The sequence below is a fragment of the Caulobacter segnis genome, from assembly GCF_031454995.1.
Classification (GTDB): domain Bacteria; phylum Pseudomonadota; class Alphaproteobacteria; order Caulobacterales; family Caulobacteraceae; genus Caulobacter; species Caulobacter segnis_E.
Genome location: NZ_JAVDRV010000002.1, coordinates 418618 through 438428, shown reverse-complemented (window position 1 = coordinate 438428; position 19811 = coordinate 418618). Strand labels below are relative to the sequence as shown.

The 19811-nt window shown below is 67.9% G+C and carries 22 protein-coding genes; 8 read left to right on the top strand and 14 right to left on the bottom strand.

Annotated elements, in window-relative coordinates; genetic code table 11:
* Positions 1-10 precede the first annotated feature (10 nt).
* The 6 genes from alr to J2728_RS08185 all read left to right on the top strand — a co-directional run bounded on the left by alr (position 11) and on the right by J2728_RS08185 (position 6472).
* The gene (gene alr, locus J2728_RS08210; RefSeq protein WP_309998205.1) at positions 11-1093 is read left to right on the top strand and encodes an alanine racemase; all 1083 of its coding nucleotides are present in this window, start codon (positions 11-13) and stop codon (positions 1091-1093) included.
* A 70-nt stretch (positions 1094-1163) separates the two neighbouring features.
* Positions 1164-2546, top strand: a complete 1383-nt coding sequence (gene radA / locus J2728_RS08205) for a DNA repair protein RadA (RefSeq protein ID WP_309998203.1) — start codon at positions 1164-1166, stop codon at positions 2544-2546.
* Positions 2543-3172: a CvpA family protein gene (locus J2728_RS08200; RefSeq protein ID WP_309998200.1), complete on the top strand. Its 630-nt coding sequence runs from the start codon at positions 2543-2545 to the stop codon at positions 3170-3172. Before radA ends, J2728_RS08200 begins: the two co-directional genes overlap by 4 nt.
* Positions 3169-4671 carry an amidophosphoribosyltransferase gene (purF, locus tag J2728_RS08195; RefSeq protein ID WP_309998199.1) on the top strand — a complete coding sequence of 501 codons (1503 nt, stop codon included), beginning with the start codon at positions 3169-3171 and terminating at the stop codon, positions 4669-4671. Before J2728_RS08200 ends, purF begins: the two co-directional genes overlap by 4 nt.
* Before the next feature lie 13 nt (positions 4672-4684).
* Positions 4685-5668, top strand: coding sequence for a bile acid:sodium symporter family protein (locus tag J2728_RS08190; RefSeq protein WP_309998198.1), 984 nt, complete (start codon positions 4685-4687; stop codon positions 5666-5668).
* A 48-nt stretch (positions 5669-5716) separates the two neighbouring features.
* On the top strand, positions 5717-6472 hold the full coding sequence (locus J2728_RS08185; protein ID WP_309998197.1) for an SDR family NAD(P)-dependent oxidoreductase: 756 nt from the start codon (positions 5717-5719) through the stop codon (positions 6470-6472).
* Positions 6473-6489: 17 nt separating this feature from the next.
* On the opposite strand, the gene J2728_RS08180 is transcribed toward J2728_RS08185, so the two are convergent.
* The 14 genes from J2728_RS08180 to J2728_RS08115 form a co-directional block, all read right to left on the bottom strand.
* Positions 6490-7245 (bottom strand): hypothetical protein, encoded by a 756-nt coding sequence (locus J2728_RS08180; protein ID WP_309998195.1) that lies wholly within the window; start codon positions 7243-7245, stop codon positions 6490-6492.
* Positions 7246-7328: 83 nt separating this feature from the next.
* Positions 7329-9098, bottom strand: a complete 1770-nt coding sequence (gene der, locus J2728_RS08175) for a ribosome biogenesis GTPase Der (RefSeq protein ID WP_309998193.1) — start codon at positions 9096-9098, stop codon at positions 7329-7331.
* A gap of 120 nt (positions 9099-9218) precedes the next feature.
* Positions 9219-10649: a PQQ-like beta-propeller repeat protein gene (locus J2728_RS08170; protein ID WP_309998190.1), complete on the bottom strand. Its 1431-nt coding sequence runs from the start codon at positions 10647-10649 to the stop codon at positions 9219-9221.
* Positions 10646-11407 (bottom strand): tetratricopeptide repeat protein, encoded by a 762-nt coding sequence (locus tag J2728_RS08165; protein ID WP_309998188.1) that lies wholly within the window; start codon positions 11405-11407, stop codon positions 10646-10648. Before J2728_RS08165 ends, J2728_RS08170 begins: the two co-directional genes overlap by 4 nt.
* A 174-nt stretch (positions 11408-11581) precedes the next feature.
* Complete coding sequence (gene panB / locus J2728_RS08160; RefSeq protein WP_309999427.1) at positions 11582-12409, bottom strand: 3-methyl-2-oxobutanoate hydroxymethyltransferase; 828 nt, start codon at positions 12407-12409, stop codon at positions 11582-11584.
* Positions 12410-12493: 84 nt separating this feature from the next.
* Complete coding sequence (locus J2728_RS08155; RefSeq protein ID WP_309998185.1) at positions 12494-12874, bottom strand: hypothetical protein; 381 nt, start codon at positions 12872-12874, stop codon at positions 12494-12496.
* A complete protein-coding gene (locus J2728_RS08150; protein WP_309998183.1) occupies positions 12867-13442 on the bottom strand; it encodes an RNA polymerase sigma factor in 576 nt (191 codons plus the stop codon). The genes J2728_RS08155 and J2728_RS08150 overlap by 8 nt, the downstream gene beginning before the upstream one ends.
* Positions 13443-13472: 30 nt before the next feature.
* Entirely contained in the window at positions 13473-13859 is a 387-nt protein-coding gene (locus J2728_RS08145; protein ID WP_309998180.1) for a DUF6249 domain-containing protein, read from the bottom strand.
* Between the two features lie 169 nt (positions 13860-14028).
* Positions 14029-14727, bottom strand: coding sequence for an HAD family hydrolase (locus J2728_RS08140; protein ID WP_309999426.1), 699 nt, complete (start codon positions 14725-14727; stop codon positions 14029-14031).
* Positions 14728-14815: 88 nt separating this feature from the next.
* Complete coding sequence (locus tag J2728_RS08135; protein WP_309998177.1) at positions 14816-15163, bottom strand: ArsC family reductase; 348 nt, start codon at positions 15161-15163, stop codon at positions 14816-14818.
* Positions 15164-15229: 66 nt separating this feature from the next.
* Positions 15230-15802: a 2'-5' RNA ligase family protein gene (locus J2728_RS08130; RefSeq protein WP_309998174.1), complete on the bottom strand. Its 573-nt coding sequence runs from the start codon at positions 15800-15802 to the stop codon at positions 15230-15232.
* Between the two features lie 6 nt (positions 15803-15808).
* The gene (locus tag J2728_RS08125) at positions 15809-16255 is read right to left on the bottom strand and encodes a DUF2147 domain-containing protein (RefSeq protein ID WP_309999425.1); all 447 of its coding nucleotides are present in this window, start codon (positions 16253-16255) and stop codon (positions 15809-15811) included.
* A gap of 137 nt (positions 16256-16392) precedes the next feature.
* Positions 16393-16818 (bottom strand): MarR family winged helix-turn-helix transcriptional regulator, encoded by a 426-nt coding sequence (locus J2728_RS08120; RefSeq protein ID WP_309998173.1) that lies wholly within the window; start codon positions 16816-16818, stop codon positions 16393-16395.
* 111 nt (positions 16819-16929) lie between these two features.
* Positions 16930-17664 carry a GntR family transcriptional regulator gene (locus J2728_RS08115; protein ID WP_309998170.1) on the bottom strand — a complete coding sequence of 245 codons (735 nt, stop codon included), beginning with the start codon at positions 17662-17664 and terminating at the stop codon, positions 16930-16932.
* Between the two features lie 126 nt (positions 17665-17790).
* On the opposite strand from J2728_RS08115, the gene J2728_RS08110 reads away from it, so the two are divergent.
* Positions 17791-18861 (top strand): aromatic ring-hydroxylating dioxygenase subunit alpha, encoded by a 1071-nt coding sequence (locus J2728_RS08110; protein WP_309998168.1) that lies wholly within the window; start codon positions 17791-17793, stop codon positions 18859-18861.
* Entirely contained in the window at positions 18858-19808 is a 951-nt protein-coding gene (locus tag J2728_RS08105) for a PDR/VanB family oxidoreductase (RefSeq protein WP_309998165.1), read from the top strand. Before J2728_RS08110 ends, J2728_RS08105 begins: the two co-directional genes overlap by 4 nt.
* The last annotated feature ends 3 nt before the right edge of the window (positions 19809-19811 follow it).

Below are 19811 nucleotides of genomic sequence, written 5' to 3'. Positions count from 1 at the left end.
CGCCCACCCCGTGACCGACCTCCACGACGCCCGCCTGACCATCGACCTCGACGCCGTCGCCGCCAACCACGCGGCCCTGAAGGCGCGCGCGGGCGATGCGGAGGTCGCGCCGGCGGTGAAGGCCAACGCCTATGGGCTGGGCGCGGCGCGCGTCGCCGATCGCCTGTGGGCCGAAGGCGTTCGGAGCTTCTATGTCGCGCGCGTGGCCGAGGGCGTAACCCTGCGGGCCGCGCTAGGCGATCGCGAAGCGGCGATCTACGTCCTGGACGGCGCGACGCCCGGCGCCGGCGACGCCCTGGAAGGCGCGCGCCTGACCCCCGTGCTCAACAGCCTGCCGCAGATCGAGGCCTGGAACGCCCAGGCGCGCGCGGGCCGCCTGAAGGCCGCCCTGCACCTCGACACCGGCATGAACCGCCTGGGCCTGCGTCCCGAGGAATTGAAGGTGCTGCTGGGCGCCACCGATCGCCTCAAGCGGCTCGACTTGGAGCTGGTGATCAGCCACCTCGCCTGCGCCGATGTCCCCGACCATCCGATGAACGCGCGGCAGCTGGAGCGCTTCAGCGAGGCGGTCGCGCAACTGCCCAGCGCGCGCAAGAGCTTCGCCAATTCCGCGGGCCTGTTCCTGGGCGAGGCCTACCGCTTCGATCAGGCGCGGCCGGGGATCAGCCTCTATGGCGGCGGGCCGGAAGGCCGCCCGCATCCGGAAATCCGCGCCGTCGCCACCGTGGATGCGCCCATCCTCCAGGTGCGCGTCGTGCCGCGCGGCGAAACGGTCGGCTACGGCGCGACTTGGACCGCGCCCGACACCACGCGTATCGCCATCGTCGGCGCCGGCTACGCCGACGGCGTCCCGCGCGCCAGCCACCCCAAGGGCCAGGTCTGGTTCGACGGCGCCCGTCGCCCGATGCTGGGTCGCGTCTCGATGGACCTGATGGCGATCGACGTGACCGACTGCGACGCCGCGCGTCCGGGCGCCATGGTCGAGTTGCTGGGCGCGAACATGCCGATCGACGACGCCGCGACGGCGGCCGGCACGACGGCCTACGAGTTGCTGACGAACATCGCTCCCCGGGCTCGACGGATTTACCGGTAAGCCACGTCCGCCTTTGGCGCAGCCGTTCGTCACCCTGTAGTCTCCCGTCATCCGAGAATCAGGAGACCTCATGGCCCGCGACGGCGCCGTCTACGCCTGCCAGTCCTGTGGCGCGGTCCAGACCAAGTGGTCCGGACAGTGCCCCGCCTGCCAAAGCTGGAACACCCTGGTCGAGGAGGTCGGCGCCAAGCCGCCCGGCGCCCTGTCAACGACCAAGGCCACGCGCGTGCGCGGCCTGCAGTTCACCGGCCTGGAGAGCGAGACCGCCCCGCCCCCGCGCATCCTGACCGGCGTCGACGAGTTCGACCGCGTCTGCGGCGGCGGCGTCGTGCCCGGCTCGGCCATCCTGATCGGCGGCGACCCGGGCGTCGGCAAGTCCACCCTGCTGCTGCAGGTCTGCGCCAGCGCCGCCGCGCGCGGCGTGTCCTGCGCCTACATCTCGGGCGAAGAGGCCGTGGAGCAAATCCGCGGGCGCGCCGACCGCATGGGCCTGGCCAAATCCAATGTCAGCCTGGCCGCCGAGACCGCGCTCCGCGACATCCTCGACGGCCTGAAGCGCGACAGCTTCGATCTCGTGGTCATCGACTCGATCCAGACGATGTGGAGCGACGCCCACGAGGCTGGGCCCGGCACGGTCACCCAGGTTCGCGCCTGCGCCACCGAGCTGGTGCGCCTGGCCAAGAAGAAGGGCGTGGCGATCCTGCTGGTCGGCCACGTCACCAAGGACGGCCAGATCGCCGGCCCCCGTGTCGTCGAGCACCTCGTCGACGCCGTGCTCGGCTTCGAGGGCGAGCGCGGCTATCCGTTCCGCATCCTGCGCGGGGCCAAGAACCGCTTCGGGGCCACGGACGAGATCGGCGTCTTCGAAATGGGCGACGTCGGTCTGCGCGAGGTCAAGAACCCCTCGGCCCTGTTCCTGAACGAGGGCGGCGAGCGCGCGGCCGGCGCGGCGGTGTTCGCCGGCATCGAGGGCAGCCGGCCCGTGTTGGTGGAATTCCAGGCCCTGGTCGCGCCTTCCGCGTACGGAACGCCTCGACGAGCGGTCGTCGGATGGGATTCCGGACGGCTGGCGATGGTGCTCGCCGTGCTGGAGGCCCGATGCGGCCTTGGTTTTGGCGACAAGGACGTCTATCTGAACGTCGCCGGCGGCTTGCGCATTACCGAACCGGCGGCGGATCTCGCGGCGGCGGCGGCCTTGGCCTCCTCCGCCCTGGACGTCGCCCTGCCCCAGGACTGCGTCGTGTTCGGCGAAGTCAGTCTGTCGGGCGAAGTCAGGCCCGTCAGCCGGATGGAGACTCGTTTGAAGGAAGCCGCGAAATTGGGATTTGGCCGGGCGCTGGGACCGCTCGCCGGCCTGCCTGAAGGCGGCGGATCGCTGCCGGTCGCGGGCGTGGCCCGCCTGACCGACGCCGTGCGCCGGATCGGCGACGAGATCTGGACGAGCCTGACGTGACGCCTTTCGACATCATCGCCGGCCTGCTGCTGCTGATTTCCGGCGTCACCGGCTGGCTGCGCGGCGCCTCGCGCGAGCTGACCTCGGCTCTGTCGTTCCTGTTCGCCGCCGCCATCGCCCTCTTTGGCCTGCGGATCACCGGACCGCTGTTCCGCAAGCTCATGGACCCCGACTGGGCCGCCACCGGCGCGGCCGTGCTGGTGGTCTTCGTCGTCTTCTTCCTGATCTTCCGCCTGATCGGCGCGCGGGTGACCGCCAGCCTGCAGGACAGCTCGGCCGGCACGCTGGACAACGCCATCGGCGCGACGTTCGGCCTGGTTCGCGCCTGCGTGGTCCTGGGCGTCTTCAATCTGCTGCTGCACCTGGCGACGCCGCCGGATCGGATGCCGCACTGGGTCGAGGACTCGATGTTCTATCCGCTGTCCGAAGTCAGCGGCGAAGTCCTCAAGGTCTTCGCCCCCAAGGGCAAGGCCCTGGCCGGCAAGCTGGCCCCCGCGATCAAGGACGCCGTCCACGACGGCGCCGAGGACGGCGGCGACAATACGTCCGGCGAGGAATCGTCGGGAAAAGGCTATGATAAGAACCAGCGTCGGGACCTCGACGATCTGGTGGAGAAATCGCGATGAGCTTCCTGGGCCAGTCGACCGACCGCTATTCGTCCACCCCCTGGCGCGATCCCGAGGACGACACGCTTCGCCTCGAGTGCGGCGTGTTCGGCGTCTTCGGCGTCCGTGACGCGGCGGCCATCGCGGCCCTGGGCCTCCACGCCCTGCAGCATCGCGGCCAGGAAGCCTGCGGCATCGCCGCCTTCGACGGCAACCGCTTCCACACCGAACGCCACATGGGCCATGTCGGCGACGCCTTCACCGGCTCGGATCTGGTCCAGCGCCTGCCCGGCGCCCTGGCCATCGGCCACACCCGCTATTCGACGGCCGGCGGCGCGGGTATCCGCAACGTCCAGCCGATGTTCGCCGATCTCGAGACCGGCGGCGTCGCTATCGCCCACAACGGCAACCTGACCAACTTCCTCACGCTGCGCGAGCGCCTGGTGCAGGAAGGCGCGATCTTCCAGTCGACCTCGGACAGCGAGGTGATCCTTCACCTGATCGCCCGCTCGCGGAAGGCCAAGATCGTCGACCGTTTCGTCGACGCGGTCAGCCAGATCGAGGGCGGCTACGCCCTGGTGGCCATCACCAACAAGAAGATGATCGGCATGCGCGACCCGCTGGGCATTCGCCCGCTGGTGCTGGGCGATCTGGACGGCAAGCCGGTTCTGGCCTCGGAAACCTGCGCCCTCGACATGATCGGCGCGCGCTTCGTGCGCGACATCGAGCACGGCGAGATGGTGGTGATCGAGGAGACTGGCGTCACCTCGACCAAGCCCTTCCAGACCAAGGCCGCTCGGCCCTGCGTCTTCGAATATGTCTACTTCGCCCGTCCCGACAGCGTCGTGAACGGCCGCTCGGTCTATGGCGTGCGCAAGCGCATGGGTCATAACCTGGCCAAGGAAACCGGCGTCGAGGCCGACGTCGTCGTGCCGGTGCCCGACAGCGGCGTGCCGGCGGCGCTGGGCTACGCCCAGGAGAGCGGCCTGCCGTTCGAGATGGGCATCATCCGCAACCACTATGTGGGCCGCACCTTCATCCAACCGACCCAAGGCGTCCGCGAGCTGGGCGTGCGCATGAAGCACAGCCCGAACCGCGCCATCCTGGCCGGCAAGCGGGTCGTGCTGATCGACGACTCGATCGTGCGCGGCACCACCTCGCTGAAGATCGTGCGGATGGTCCGCGAGGCCGGCGCCACCGAGGTCCACCTCCGTTCGGCCAGCCCGCCGATCAAGTGGCCCGATTTCTACGGCATCGACATGCCCGAGCGCGAGCAACTGCTGGCGGCCAACAAGTCGCTGGAAGAGATGGCCAAGTTCCTGGAAGTCGACAGCCTGGGCTTCCTGTCGGTCGAGGGCCTGTACGACGCCTTGGAGGCCGGTCCCCGCGACCCGGCCGCCCCGCAGTTCACCGACCACTATTTCACTGGCGACTATCCGACCCGTCTGACGGACCGCGAGATCGCCGAGGGCCGCAACGAAGCCAACGACAAGCAGCTGTCGCTGCTGGTCAGCGCCTAAAGCCGCCGCCCACATGGGTCTGAAGGGTCTGCTCGAGAAGCTGAAGCTCGAGCCTTATGTCATCGCCCTGTTCGGCATGGTCGTGCTGGCCTCTATCCTGCCGGTGCGGGGAGAGGCGGCGCATGGCCTGTCGATCGCCGTCAAGCTGGCGATCGCCCTGCTGTTCTTCCTGCACGGCGCGAAGCTGTCGCGAGAGTCGGTCGTGGCGGGCGTCACGCACTGGCGCCTGCACCTGCTGATCCTGGCCTTCACCTTCGTGATGTTCCCGGTTCTGGGCCTGGTCATCAGCAAGGTCGGCGTCCTGCCGCCGACCCTGGCGGCGGGGATCCTGTTCCTCTGCTGCCTGCCCTCGACCGTGCAATCGTCGATCGCCTTCACCTCGATCGCGCGCGGCAATGTCGCCGCCGCCGTCGTGGCGGCCAGCGCTTCCAACCTCTTCGGCATCTTCATCACGCCGGTGCTGGTCGGCGTCCTGATGCACACCCAAGGCGGCGCGGCGGGCGGCTGGCACTCGGTGCGAGACGTCGTCGTCCAGCTGCTGCTGCCCTTCATCGCCGGTCAGCTGGCGCGGCCGCTGGTCAGCGCCTGGATCACCAAGCACAAGGGCTTGATCGGCTATGTCGATCGGGGCTCTATCCTGCTGGTCGTCTATTCGGCGTTCAGCGAGGCCGTGGTGGGCGGCATCTGGCACAAGATCTCGCCGCCCCAGCTGCTGATCCTGCTGGCCGTCTGCGGCGTGCTGTTGGCGATCGTGCTGACGGCCACCACCTTTGGCGCGCGGGCCCTCGGCTTCTCGCCCGAGGACGAGAAGGCGATCACCTTCTGCGGCTCCAAGAAGAGCCTCGCCACCGGCGTTCCGATGGCCGGCATCCTCTTCCCCGGACCGACGGCGGGGATCATCGTCCTGCCACTGATGATCTTCCACCAGATCCAGCTGATGGCCTGTTCGGTCATCGCCCAGCACTACGCCAAGAAGGCCCAGGAAGCCGAGGCTTAAGGGTTCCTCCCGGTTTCCGTTTCCCCGTCCCTGCTCTAGAACGCGCGCATGACTTCCGACTCCCCAAAGCCGCTGGCCGGCCGCATCGCCCTTGTCACCGGCGCCACGCGCGGTATCGGCGAGGCCGTCGCCCTCGGCCTAGCCAAGGCCGGCGCCCATGTGATCGCCGTGGGCCGCACTCAGGGCGCCCTGGAGGCCTTGGACGACGCCATCATGACCGCCACTGGCGAGCACGCCACCCTGGTCCCGCTGGACCTGCGCGAGGCCGACGGCCTGGACCACCTGGGCGCGGCGATCCATCAGCGCTGGGGCAAGCTCGATATCCTGGTCGGCGCGGCCGCCCTCCTGGGTCCGCTCACCCCGGTCAGCCATCTGGAGCCCAAGGGCTGGGACATGGTGCTAAGCACCAACCTGACGGCCAACTGGCGCTTGATCCGGTCCATGGACCCGCTGCTGCGCGCCTCGGACGCCGGTCGGGCCGTGTTCTTCTCCAGCAGCGTGGCGCGCACCCGTCCCGCGTTCTGGGGCGTCTACGCGGCCACCAAGGCGGCGCTGGAGGCCCTGGTCGACGTCTATGCCGACGAGACCGAGAACACGCCCATCCGCGCCTTCTGCGTCGACCCCGGCGCGATGCGCACCAAGATGCGCGCCGGCGCCTTCCCCGGTGAGGACCCCAAGACCGTGCCGGCGCCTGAGACGATCGTTCCTTTCATCGTCGACTTGGTCCGTCCCGACCGCGAGGCGCCCAAGGGCGTCGCGCGCTTCAAGGACCGCGGTCAGGAATCACCCAGCATCGACGCCTGACGCCGACGGGGAGGCGCCTATCGCGCGAGGCTTTCCACCCACCGGGCGAACGCCATCCAGGCCGGACTCTGGCTTAGGGGCAGGACCAACACTTGCTGAGCCAGCAGCAGTCCCCCGCCGATCCAGTAGACGGGATGCGGGCGACCACGCGTGCGCCAGTCGAAGATCATGGCCGCGACGATCAGCAGATCGACGGCCAAGCCCGGCGGAACGGACACGAACACCGGTGGCGGCCCCACCATGCCCGGTGGCGCGAACAGCACCATGAACACGCGCGCGGTCGCCGCCTGCATGGGTGGGATCATCGCCAGCAGCATCAGCCGCTTGTGAACTTCCGGCTTTCGCACGTTCAGCAGGGCGGCGACGAAGAAGCCGGCGAACATCACCAACGACGTCAGCGAGACGACCGAGAACCGACGCGCCGCGTCGCCAAAGCCGGCCGCGTCCGCCACCTTCATGGAATTGATCGCCGCCAGGACGACCGTGAAGGCCATAGCCGTGGCCAGCGATACGCCCGCCACGCCCCAGCTGCGATGATCAATCGCGCGCCCGCTCGCCACCAGCCAGGTCTGCGCCAGGAACAGCAGCGTCCAGCTGAAGAAGATCAGGCCGTGAAGGTGCAGGATTGGCGCCCCGCCGAACGTGCCGCTGGCCAGCTTGGCCCAGTAGGTCGGGACAAATCCACCAAACGCGATCAGCGTGAAGATGGCGGCCATGCCGACATAGAAACGACGCCCGACGGGCAAAGCCGCGCGCTCGGATAGGCTGGACATATCTTCCCCCGGTCTCGACGATCCCGAGTTAGAATTACAGCGTTATCCGAACGCGTCGAGCGTCGTCATCGAGATCGCTCGACCTAGCGCCCCTTGGGACGCCCCGGGCCGGTGTTGCCGCGTACGGTCCGCGAGCCGGCCGTTGGGCGACGCGGAGCGCCAGCCTTGCCGCCGGCCGACTTGACGCCAACCTTGTAGCTGGGCGTCGTCGAGACCTTCTTCTGGGCGCGCGGGCCCTTGGCCTTGACCGATTTCACCGCGGCCTTGCCGGGTTCGGCGGCCGGCGCGTCCCCGGCGGCGGCCTTCGGGGCGGCCTTCGGGGTGGCGGGAGCCTTCTTCTTGACCGGCTGCTTCACCGTCGGATCGGGCAGACCCGCTTCCGCCGCGGCCTTGGCGGCGGCCTCGTCGGCGAGGCGCTTGGACTTCTTGACCGTGTTGCGCGAGGCGCGGATCCGCTCCTCTTCACGCTCGCGGCGCTCGAACTCGCGCTTGCCACGACCGCTGTGGCCCTTGGCCTCGCCGTCGGCATACGGGTTCGCGCCGGACTTGATGGTGATGCGCAGCGGCACGCCGGGCAGGTCGAAGCTCTCGCGCAAGGAGTTGATCAGGTAGCGCCGATAGTGATCGGGCATCTGATCGGCGCGGCTGGAGAACAGCACGAAGGTTGGCGGGCGAGCCTTGGTCTGGGCCATGTACTTGGGCTTCACGCGCCGGCCGCTGACGGCGGGCGGTGGGTGGCGCTGCATGGCCATCTGCAGCCAGTCGTTCAGGTCTCGCGTCTTGACCTTGGTCGACCAGTCCTTGTGGATTTTCAGCACGGCCGGCATCAGCTTGTTGACGCCGCTGCCGGTCTCGCCCGACAGCGCCACCACCGGCGCGCCGCGCACCTGGGGCAGCATGCGCTCGGCGTGCTCGCGGAAGGCGGCCAGCGTCGCGGCCTGATCCTCGATCAGGTCCCATTTGGCCAGGCAGAACACCAGGGCCCGCCCTTCCCGCTCGGTCAGGTCGGCGATCTGCAGGTCCTGGATCTCGAACGGATGGGTGGCGTCCATCACCAGCACCACGACCTCGGCGAAGGTGATGGCGCGAATGGTGTCCTGGGTGGAGAGCTTCTCCAGCTTCTCCTGAACCTTGGCCTTCTTGCGCAGGCCGGCGGTGTCGACCAGACGGACCTTCTTGTCGCCCCAAACCCAGTCGACCGAGATCGAGTCGCGCGTAATGCCGGCCTCCGGACCGGTCAGCAGGCGCTGCTCGCCGATCAGACGGTTGATCAGGGTGGACTTGCCGGCGTTCGGGCGGCCGACGATGGCCAGGCGGATCGGCTTGTCCTCGTCATCCTCGTCGTCGGAATATTGCTCTTCGGGCACGGCGGCCAGCATGGCGGCATAGAGCTCGGCCATGCCTTCCCCGTGCTCGCCCGAAATCGGGATCGGCTCGCCCAGGCCCAGCTTGTAGGCCTCGCCGATGCCCGACTGGCCGGCTTTGCCCTCGGCCTTGTTGGCGGCGATGATGACCGGCTTGCCACGGCGACGCAGCAGCGCGGCGAACACCTCGTCCAGCGGCGTGACGCCTTCGCGGGCGTCATAGATGAACAGCGAGAGGTCGGCTTCCTCGATCGCCAGCTCGGTCTGGGCGCGCATGCGCGCTTCCAGGCTCTCGTCGGCGACGTCCTCGAAGCCGGCGGTATCGATCAGCTGCAGGTCGAGGTCGCCCAGGCGGCCGTCGGCGTAGCGACGGTCGCGGGTCACCCCCGGCTGGTCGTCGACGATGGCCAGTTTCTTGCCGGCCAGACGATTGAACAGCGTGGACTTGCCGACATTCGGGCGGCCGACGATGGCGAGTTTAAGAGGCATGGACGTCCAAGTAGTCGATTTTCGCCTTCACCGCAAAAGCGACGGCCCGGGATGGCTCTCACCACCCCGGGCCCGAAGGCGCTTGATTGTCTTTCCGGCTCCGCGAAGGGAGCCGAAGGATCAGCGGATGGCGACCAGTTCGGCGTCGTCCGTGACCACATAGATCATGTCGCCCACCGCGATCGGGTTGATCAGGACGGGCGAGCCGATCTTCAGGGTCTTCTCCTTGGCGCCGGTCTTGGCGTTCAGGGCCACGGCCTCGCCCTGGCTGGACACCGTGATCAGGCGGCCGTTGGCCAGGATCGGCGTCGACCACAGGATCGGGTGCTTGGCGCGCTTCTTCTTCTGCTTCTTGGTCAGGGCCTCGGTATTGTTGAGGTCCTGGATCCAATAGACCGAACCGCTTTCGCGCGAGACGCAGATCACCTGGCCGGCCTTGTCGACGACGTAGACGACGTCGCCCGCCACCCACGGGCTGGTGATGGCCGTGACCGGCAGGCTCCAACGCGCCTGACCCGTGCGCAGGTCGGTGGCGGCGAAGACGCCCGAGTGGCTGACGGCGAAGACATCGCCCTTGTAGATGACCGGACGGCCGGGGATGTCGCGGATTTCCGACAGAGCGTTGGTGCGGCTGGCGCGGCTGAGCGCCTCGCTCCACAGGTCGTTACCGTTGGCGGCGCGCAGAGCCACCAGTTCGCCCGAGGCGAAACCCGCAACCACGGTGTCGCCGCTAACGGCGGGCGTCGAGGCGGCCAGGATACGGGCCGGTTCGCTCAAAGCTTGGTAAGTCCAGCCCGGCGCGCCGGTCGCGGCGTCGAAGGTCAGCAGTTCATTGTCGGTCGAAACCACGAAGACGCGGCCGTCGACGACGGTCGGAGCGGCGTGGATCGGCGTCGAGGCCGGCTGGGTCCAGTTGAGGGTCCCCGTGCCAGCGTCGATCTGGGCCACGAAACGGAAGCCGGAAGCGACATAGAGCTTGTTGTCGGGACCCAGGGCGAGGCCGCCGCCAAAGCCCAGGCGATCGTTCTTCTTGGGAATCAGGCCCAGGAAGCCGCCCTTCTTGGTCGGCCCGGCCGCCGGGCGCAGGTCCTTATGCCAGACCGTCGAGCCGGTCTTGGCGTCCAGCGCCGAAACCTCGGCCGCGCCGTCCATCACGTAGATGCGACCGTCGGCCGAAACCGGCGGGGCCGTGACGTGGAACGTTCGGCCGCCCTTCTTGCCGAAGCCCCGCTTCCACGCGATCTGGAAGGCCTTGCCGGCGTCGACGTGCTCGATCGACTGCTCGGGATTGCCGCCCGGAAGGCGCCACTCGGCCTGCGCGACTGGGTCGGGCAGGAAGAAGTCCGCGCCCTTCAGCGACTCGCTGGCCTCGACCTTCTGGTCGAAGGCGATGACCGAGATCCGCTGGCCTTGGCTGGCGGTGCTCTTGTTCTTGTCGTCCTTGTTGAACGGGTTGAGCTTGGAGACCGTCGAGCAGCCACTGACGGCCACCGAGGCCGACATCAGCGCCACCAGGGCGACGGAACGCTTGGACATCATCAGACGGCTCATTGGGCGGCGGCGGGGGCGGCGTTAGGGGCCGCGGTGGTCGGAAGCTGACCGAGCGGCGGCATGGCCGGCAGGTTGGCGGCGGCCTTCACCGCTGCCGCCAGGTCCTTGGCCGTGCCCGAGTCGATCAGTTGCATGGCCGCCTGGGCGCGCTGGCGAACGTCCTCTGAGGTATTGTCGAGCGAGTTGGCCAACACCACGAAATCACCCCGCGCGCCGGCGACGTCGCCAGCTTGCAGCTTAGCGAAGGCCAGCGCCTCCTTGGCGTACACGCGGTAAGGGCTCTTTTCCCCCGCCAAAGGCGTCAACCTCGACTCGATGTCCTTGTAGGAGGCGGTGTCCATCAGGGCGAAGGCGGATTTGAGGCGGGCCAGATCGCCGAGAATCGCATCCGGCGCCGCTTTGGCCGCCTCGTCGAAGTAGGCGATAGCTTCCTTGGACTTGTTCTCTTCGATGCGGATGTCGCCCATCTGCAGCAGGGCCAGGGCCTTGTAGCCGCGCGCGCCGCCGTCCGCGACGGCCTTGAACTGGCCGAACGCCTTGGCGGGCCCAGCGGTCTGCGCGGTTTCCAGCGCGGCCTGATAGGCTTCGGAAGCCTTGTCGGCCTGGCTGGTCTGGTAGGATTTCCAGCCCCAGTAGCCGCCGACGCCGATCACGGCCGCCGCGACCGCCGCCGCGACCCAGGGCAGCGACTTGACGGCGAGCGACTGATAGCGCTCCGCCCGGAGCTGTTCTTCGACTTCGTCAAAAACATCGACCACGAAACGAGGCTCCGAAACAGGCGCTAGGACCAAAGGACGTCGCGCACGAACCCGGCCGACATCGCTGGTGTAAGACAGATTGTGGCGGGCGAAGGGCCGCCAGCCGAGGCGGCGAACCTATAGCGAGCCGCGTCCAGCCGCAACGTCCGCCGGACGGCGATCGATCGGCGGTGTTCAGGCCTTCTTCGCGTAGTAGGTCTCGGCTTCGCCGGGGAAGCTGCGATCCCGCACGTCGCGGGCGTATTCGCGCGCGGCCCGCTCGATCTCGCCCTTCAGATCCGCGTAACGACGGACGAACTTGGGGGTCCAATCGAACAGGCCCAGCATGTCGTCGACCACCAGGACCTGGCCGTCGCAAGCGGCGGAGGCGCCGATGCCGATGGTTGGGACGCTGACGGCCTCGGTGACCGCGCGCGCCAGCCCTTCGGCGACGCCTTCGACCACGATCGCGAAGGCGCCGGCCTCGGCGGTGAGACGCGCCTCCTCCAGCACCTTTGCCCAGCCGGCCTCGTCCTTGCCCTTGGCCTTGAAGCCGCCTTCCAGCAGCACCGCCTGGGGCCTCAGACCAACATGGCCCATGACGGGCACGCCGCGCTGGGTCAGGTAGGCGATCGTCTCGGGCACCGTCGGCCCGCTCTCGACCTTCACCGCCTGGGCGCCGGTCTCCTTCATGATCCGCACGGCGTTGGCGTAGGCCTCCTCGTGGGAGGCCTCGTAGGAGCCGAACGGCATGTCGATGACGACCATGGCCTTGCGCGAGCCACGCATAACCGCCTGGCCGTGCAGGATCATCATGTCCATGGTCACGCCCACCGTGTTGGGCAAACCGTGGACCACCATGCCGACGGAATCGCCCACCAGCAGCACGTCGCAGGCGTCATCGAGCGCCGCGGCCACGGGCGCCGTGTAGGCCGTTAGACAGACGATCGGCTCACCGCCCTTGCGGGCGGCGATATCGGGGGCGGCCAGACGGCGAACCGACTCTTCACGGTGAGCGGACAGGACCAACGCTCCTCAAGCAACGCGATTGGGCGCCGTTTGTGGGCCGGATCGCGCCGCGCCGCAACATGAACAGTGATAAGCCGCTCAGAGCTCCTCGACGACGCGGGTCACGACGAAGGCCAGCGCCACGACCGCGAGAGCGGCGGCCAGCCAAACGGCCTCGGCGCTAGCCGGCGTCGTCAGCACCGAATTGATCTTCGCGACACCCGCGCTGTACTCGGCCTCGAGGCTATGGCCGCTATTGCGCGACAACTGCGCGATCTCGCCGGCGAAGCGCGTGGACAGAATCTGGAACGCGCCGAAGAGCCCCGCGACGGTTCCCGCGCCGCCGATGAACATGCGACGCATCGCCCAGCCGCGATCCAGCTTGGCCGCGACCTCGGCGTTGAACAGAGCCGCGTCCTGAAACGACGGCGGCTCGGCGAACAGGCGGGTCAATTGGGCTTCGAAATCGGGTTCAGCCATGAGCTTCCCTCCTCGTCCCCTCCTCGGGCCGGGCGAGCTTCGCCCGGAGTTTATCCAGACCACGTTTGACATGGGATTTGACCGTGCCGATCGGAATGTTCAAGGCCTCGGCCGCCTCGCCATGGGACCAGTCGGCCCCGTAGCAGAGCGAGACGCACAGCCGCTCGCCGCGAGACAGAGCCTTCAGCGCGTCATCCAGATCGATGCGGCTGGCGGCGTCTCCCGAGGCGTCCCTGACGCCGAGCTCCTCGGTCGGCTCGATCGTGTCCGAGAAGATCAGACGCGCCTCGCGCTTGACCTTCTTCAGATACAGCCGCGCGGCGATCTTCTTGATCCAGCCGGCGAAGGTCCCCTCGCCCCGGAACTCCGCCACCTGCTCGAAGCCGGTGATGAAGGCGTCCTGAGCCAGGTCGTCGGCCGTCGCGGAGTCGGCTCCCAGCCGCCGCAATAGGCCGCGCACGGCGGAACCATGACGCCGGACCAGCTCTCCATAGGCCTGGCGATCGCCGCTCGCCGCCTTGGCGGCGAGTTCGACATCGTGACCGGTTGGCGGGCTTTGAGCGCCCATGATTTCAAGCCCCTCCCAAGGCCGCGGGCGCTAGACCCGCGGCTCCTTGTTCGGATTGAAGAAGCTGAGGACGATATAGGCGACGCCGATCACCGCCGGGATGCTCGCGATGGCGAAACCGTCGAAGTCGCCATCCCCATCGAGGAAGTCGCCGAAGTAGGTGGCCAGCGCCACGCCGATGCCCACGGCCAGCCAGATGACGCCGGTGCGCAGGTCGCGCAGGCGGCTGGGCGGCAGCTTGACGCTCTTGGTCAGGGTTTCGATGACCTCGGGGGGAAGGGGCTGGCCCTTGTCGATGGCGGCGCGGACCGTGGCCTGCATCTCGCGACGCTCTTTGCTCTTGAAGTAGAACGGCAGCACGACGATGGCGGTGACCATGACGAAGGCGCCCAGCGGGACGAAGATTTCGGGACCCATGACTTATCCTCCTGGATTTCGTGGAGCGACGCCCCCAAGCGCCGCCTTCACTAGTAAGAGGCGTTCACGGCTCTGTTTGGAGGCGCCCGCCGGGATGAAACTTTCGTAAGACTATAAAGCCGGAGGCCCACGCGTCTCGAAGTCGACCTCTCGACCAAATCCCAAGGCTTCAAGCCTCGCCGTGGCGCGGTCCGGACGCCGCCACGTAGGAAACGATCTCCGACATCGAGCTGAACGACACCGTCGGGCGGTGCTCGGCCAGGATCGAGGGTTTGGCGTAGCCCCAGCCGACGGCCCCGCAGTCCAGGCCCACGGCCCGAGCCGCCTCGATGTCGCGCGTTTCGTCGCCGATGCAGATCACCTTGTCGCGCGAGACGCCGCGCGCGGTCACCTGCTTGAACTTGCGGGCCTTGCCAAACAGCGACGCACCACAGGAATAGAGACTGATCAGCTCGGAAAGCTCCGGCCCCAACACCCGGCGGATGACCTGTTCGCTATTGGAGCTGACCACCGCGATCTTGACCCCCGCCCCGTGAAGGGCGCGCAGCATCTTAGCTGTCTCGGGAAACAGGGGAATCGTGTGGGCGTCGGCGGCCATCAGCTTCTTGCCCGCGCGCGCGATCAGCGGAAGCTTCCACGGCGAGACGCCCAGATAGCGGATCACCTCGCGCGTGCCGCGGCCGCGCAGCATCTCGATTTCCTCGTCGGTGACGGTCTTGAAGCCGTAACGACGCGCCATCGGATTGACGGCGCGCATCATCCACGCGGCGCTGTCGGCCAGCGTGCCGTCGAAGTCGAAGATGACCAGTTCGTACCGCGAGACGCCCTTCTCCCCCACCCGTTCAAAGTCCCCCTGAAAAGTCGCGATGTCGCGACTGGTCTCTCCAAGTGATAGACCGATCCTCGAAAGCTTGTCGTCCTAAACTTGATCGGACCCGCCTCGAGACGTCGACGATCTAGCCCAGCGCGGCCTCGTAAAGGTCCGGCTTGAAGCCCACCAGCCGCCAGTCGCCGAGGTCGAGCACCGGCCGCTTGATCATCGAGGGATTGGCCAGCATCAGCCGGATCGCCTTGTCGCGATCGATGTCCTGCTTGTCGGCCTCGTCGAGCTTACGGAAGGTCATGCCGGCTCGGTTCAGAAGCGGCTCCCAGCCCAGTTCCTCGACCCAGGCCTCAAGCCGCGCACGGTCGATCCCAACCGCCTTGTAGTCGTGGAAGCCATAAGCCAGTCCACGGTCCTCCAGCCACTTCCGCGCCTTGGCGACCGTGTCGCAGTTCTTGATGCCGTACATCGTTAGGGTCATGGCCGTCGTCCTGAGCGAATCCGCGTCTCGACCAGGCTCTAGAGGAGCCGCGCGACCACGCCAACCTCAGCCAGCGAGGGTCCAGCTGTTCAGCACGATATGGCGGGTCTGGCCGAGCTGGCTCCGCACGAGAACGAAGCGGTCCACCGTCCAGCGGATCGGCGCGACGGTCTGGGACGGAACGACCTGGCCGTCATAGAGCAGCGTGACATGGGGCACGAAGGCCTTGTCCGGCTTCAAGCCGACCTTGGCCATCTCCAGCCCCAGCCGTTGCTGGAAACCGACCAGCGCCTGGAGGCTCTCTCCGCCTTGCAGCGTGAAAGGATTGTTTCCCGGTCTGTTGGCGAAGCTCAGAGCGCGATCGAACGTCACCTCGAACGGCGACGCGGACAGGCCCGCGCCGGCGACCTCGCCCTTGCGGACGACGTCTGCCGGCACGCCCACGTAGTCGCCCAGGTGATGCAGGGTGACGTGGAAGCGGTCGGTCTGAAGCGGCAGCCCGCGCAAGCCGAAGGCGTCGCGCGAGCGGCGCGCCTCCGCCGCGATCCGTTCCGCCGTCGCGGCGTCCGGATACAACAGGAACATCAGCCGATCGGTCGGAGTCGGCGGGTCGAACCCTGGCAGACCCAGCTGCGTCATGCGGCGCTAGCCGGCCCGCGCGGCGACGTCGACGCGGGTCCAGACCTGCGATTTGCAAAGGAAGTTCGGCAGCAGGCAGCCCTTGGCGCGCAGCGAAGCCTTGTCCAGCAGCCTCACCTGGCCCGAGAAAGTCATGTTGAGGTCTGGAACAAACACACGCCCCTTCCAGTCCACGGGACCGGTCGGCGAGAAATCGCGAAGCAGCTGCAGGCCGATCAGCTCGCGATTGCTGCCCTTCCGCACGTCGGCCTGAGCCTCGGCGCTGGCCCACACGACATTGCCGCAGGTGCCGTCGCCGCAGGGCTTGATCTCGATATGGACGCTGCCTTTCGGATTGCGCCACACGCCATAGATGTCGCCAGCGCGCGGCGGGGTCGCATCCGCGGCGATGGCCGGCGCCATATCCGCTAGCGCCAAGCCCAAGACCGCAAACGCCAGCACTGTTCGTTTCATCATGACCATCCTTCGCGTGGAGCCAATAGCTAAGGCCTCGCCGGCGAAAGGCGAAGCCCCGAACAGCAACCAACGCCTATTCCCCCTTCGAGGATCAACGAGAGCCGCCCTCGTCGACAGATCTTTCCCAGATCCGCCTAGCGCAGTTTCGCCAGCAGTTGGCTAAGTTGGTCGCGCTCGGCGGGGGTGAGCGCCATGAAGGCCTGCTGGTCATGTACAGCGGTTTCTTGCTCGATGCGCGCGCGCAGAGCTTCGCCTGCGGCCGTCAGATGAAGCGCGTTGGTCCGGCGATCGCGTCCCGGCCGACGTTCTATGGCTCCCAGCGTCTCCATCTCGTCGACGGCCTTGACGGTGCTGGCGCGGTTGACTCCAAGCGCACGGCCTAGCGTGGTCTGATCGCAACCCGGGTGCAGGCCGATGTAGACGATCGCGGTCGCTCGCGCCGGCGTGACCCCCAAGGGCGCGAGACGGGCGCTGAGCCCGGCCATCACCCGCACGTCCGCATAGTGCAATTGCAGCCCTAGACGGCTTCCCAGGACGCCGAAGGCGGCGATCTCTTCCATAGTCAAAAAGTCCCAAAAGAAATTCGTACGCCGAGGAAACTGTATTCGAATGCGTCTAAAGCGCTTCCGATGACAGTTCCAGTCCTGGTTCGCCGACCGTTCGTTGGCGCTTCAGTCAGCGCGGATTGTCCGGGCGGCCTCTAGAGGCGAACCGCCCCCCATGGCCGCTTCGAAGACCTTGGCGTTACGGACGGCGGCCAGGGCGTGATCGCGCATGATCTTCTCGGCGCCCACCCCATCACCGCGGACGATAGAGTCGAGAACCGCCTTGTGCTGGCGATGGGCGGCCAAGAGATGCTCGTACTCGGCGACCAGATCGGTCAGGTCGAGCGCCAAGGCTCCCGCGCCGGCGAAAGGCTCGAAATTGTTGCGGGCCAGCGCGGTCTCGAGCGCGCCGTTCCCGGCCGCGCCCACGAGAGTGTCGTGGAAGGCCAGATTATAGGCGGCGTACCGGTCAAGATCCTCGGCCTCCAACCGCTTCTTGGCGAACAGTTCATCGCCATCCTGGATTAGGCGGGCCAGGCGTTCGCGCGTCTCGGGCGGAAGGCCCCGCTCGGCCAGTCGCCGAGCGGCGAAACCCTCGAGCACGCCGCGCACCTCGATGGCGTCATGGATATGGCCGATCGAGACGCCCCGCGCCGCATAGCCCCGCGCGCCGAGGCGCACGACAAGACCCTCCTGCTCCAGGCTGCGTAACGCCGTACGCACCGGCATCCGCGAAACGCCCAGCGCCGCCGCCGTCGGGATCTCGGCGATGCGCTCGCCGCTCTTGATCTCGCTCGAGGCGATCATTTTGCGAAGGGCCATCAGCACCCGTTGGCCCGGCTTCATCCTCGGTGTGTCCATGGTCCGAGCCTAGCCGACGGGCGCCGCGAACCACAAGCGACCGATTGGATCCAATCTTGACGCGCCGCGCGCGATGATGACAATTGGATCCAATTGACGAAGATCAATCAGCGTGAGGAAACGACAATGGGCACGGAACCGGCTCCATCCCTTCCCTCCTGGCCGCTCGACGCCTGGTATGTCGCCTGCACGCCGCCCGAGATCGCCGACAAGCCGCTGGGCCGTCGCATCTGCGGCCAGGCCATGGTCTTTCACCGGGGCAAGGACGGCCAGCCGGTGGCCCTTGAGGACTTCTGCCCGCACCGGGGCGCGCCGCTATCGCTGGGGTTCGTCCGCGATGGCGAGCTGGTCTGCGGCTATCACGGCCTCGCGATGGGCTGCGATGGCCGGGCGAGTTCGATGCCAGGTCAACGCGTCGGCGGCTTTCCGGCGATCCGCGCCTTTCCGGTCCTAGAGCGTCACGGCTTCATCTGGGTCTGGCCGGGCGATCCCGCCCAGGCCGATCCGGCCAAGCTTCACCCGCTGTTCTGGGCGGACAGCCCGGACTGGGCCTATGGCGGCGGCCTCTATCACATCGCCTGCGACTATCGGCTGATGGTCGACAACCTGATGGACCTGACCCACGAGACTTATGTCCACGCCACCAGCATCGGTCAGAAGGAGATCGACGAGGCGCCGGTCACGACCAAGCTCGAAGGCGACGAGGTGATCACCAGCCGCTTCATGGAAGGGATCCACGCCCCGCCCTTCTGGCGCATGGCGCTGCGCGGCGCGGGCCTGCCCGAGGACGCCCTCGTGGATCGCTGGCAAATCTGCCGCTTCTCCCTGCCCAGCCACGTGATGATTGAGGTCGGCGTGGCCCTGGCCGGCAACGGCGGCTACCACGCCCCAGCCGACAAGAAGGTCTCCAGCGTCGTCGTCGACTTCATCACGCCCGAGACCGAGACCTCGCACTGGTACTTCTGGGGCATGGCCCGCGGCTTCGCGGTCCAGGACGCCGCGCTCACCGACACGATCCGCGAGGGCCAGGGCAAGATCTTCTCAGAGGACCTGGAAATGCTGGAGCGCCAGCAGAAGAACCTGCTGGCCTGGCCCGACCGCAAGCTGCTGAAGCTGAACATCGACGCCGGCGGCGTGCGCTCGCGCATGGCGATCGACAAGGCCATCGCCCAGGAAGCGGCGGCCCGCGTCGGATGATCAAGGTTCGCGTGGCGGCCCGGGACCGGGTCGCCGAAGATATCGTCCGGCTGGACCTCGCGCCCGTCGAAGCCGGCGAGCTGCCGCCGTTCAGCGCCGGCGCGCACGTCGATCTGCATCTGGGCAATGGCCAGGTCCGGCAATACTCCCTGTGTAACGATCCGGCGGACCGCGGCCGCTACCAAATCGCCGTGCTGCGCGAACCTGCCTCGCGCGGCGGCTCGGCCTATGTTCACGACGCGCTGACCGAGGGCGCGACGCTCACCATCGGCGCGCCGCGCAATCTGTTCGGTCTCGACGAGACGGCGCGCGAGCATGTGCTGTTCGCCGGCGGCGTCGGAGTCACGCCGATCCTGGCCATGGCCTACCGCCTCCACGCCCTGGGGGCGCGCTTCACCTTGAACTACCGCGCGCGGTCGCGCGGCCGGGCGGCGTTCCTGGACGAGCTGGCCGGCGCGCCGTTCGCGGCGGCGGTGCGGCTGTCCTTCGATGACGAGCCCGACACGCGGCTCGATCTCGACGCGGCCTTGGCCGATCCCGCGCCCGACCGCCGGGTCTATGTCTGCGGGCCGAGCGGCTTCATGCGCTTCGTGGCCGACGGCGCGGCGGCGCGCGGCTGGTTGCCCGACCAGGTGCGCAAGGAGCATTTCGCCGCCGACCCCACGTCCACCGGCGATGATCGCCCCTTCGATCTGGTGATCGCGAGCAGCGGCCAGGTCGTGCCGGTGGCCGCTGATCAAACAGCGGCCCAGGCATTGGAGGCGGCGGGCTTGTTCGTCCCGCTATCCTGCGAGCAGGGCGTCTGCGGAACCTGCCTGACCGGCGTGATCGAAGGCGAGATCGACCATCGCGACGCCTTCCAGACCGACGACGAGAAAGCCGCCGGCGCGGCCTTCACGCCCTGCTGCTCGCGGGCGCGCGGCGCGCGTCTGGTGATCGACCTCTAGCCA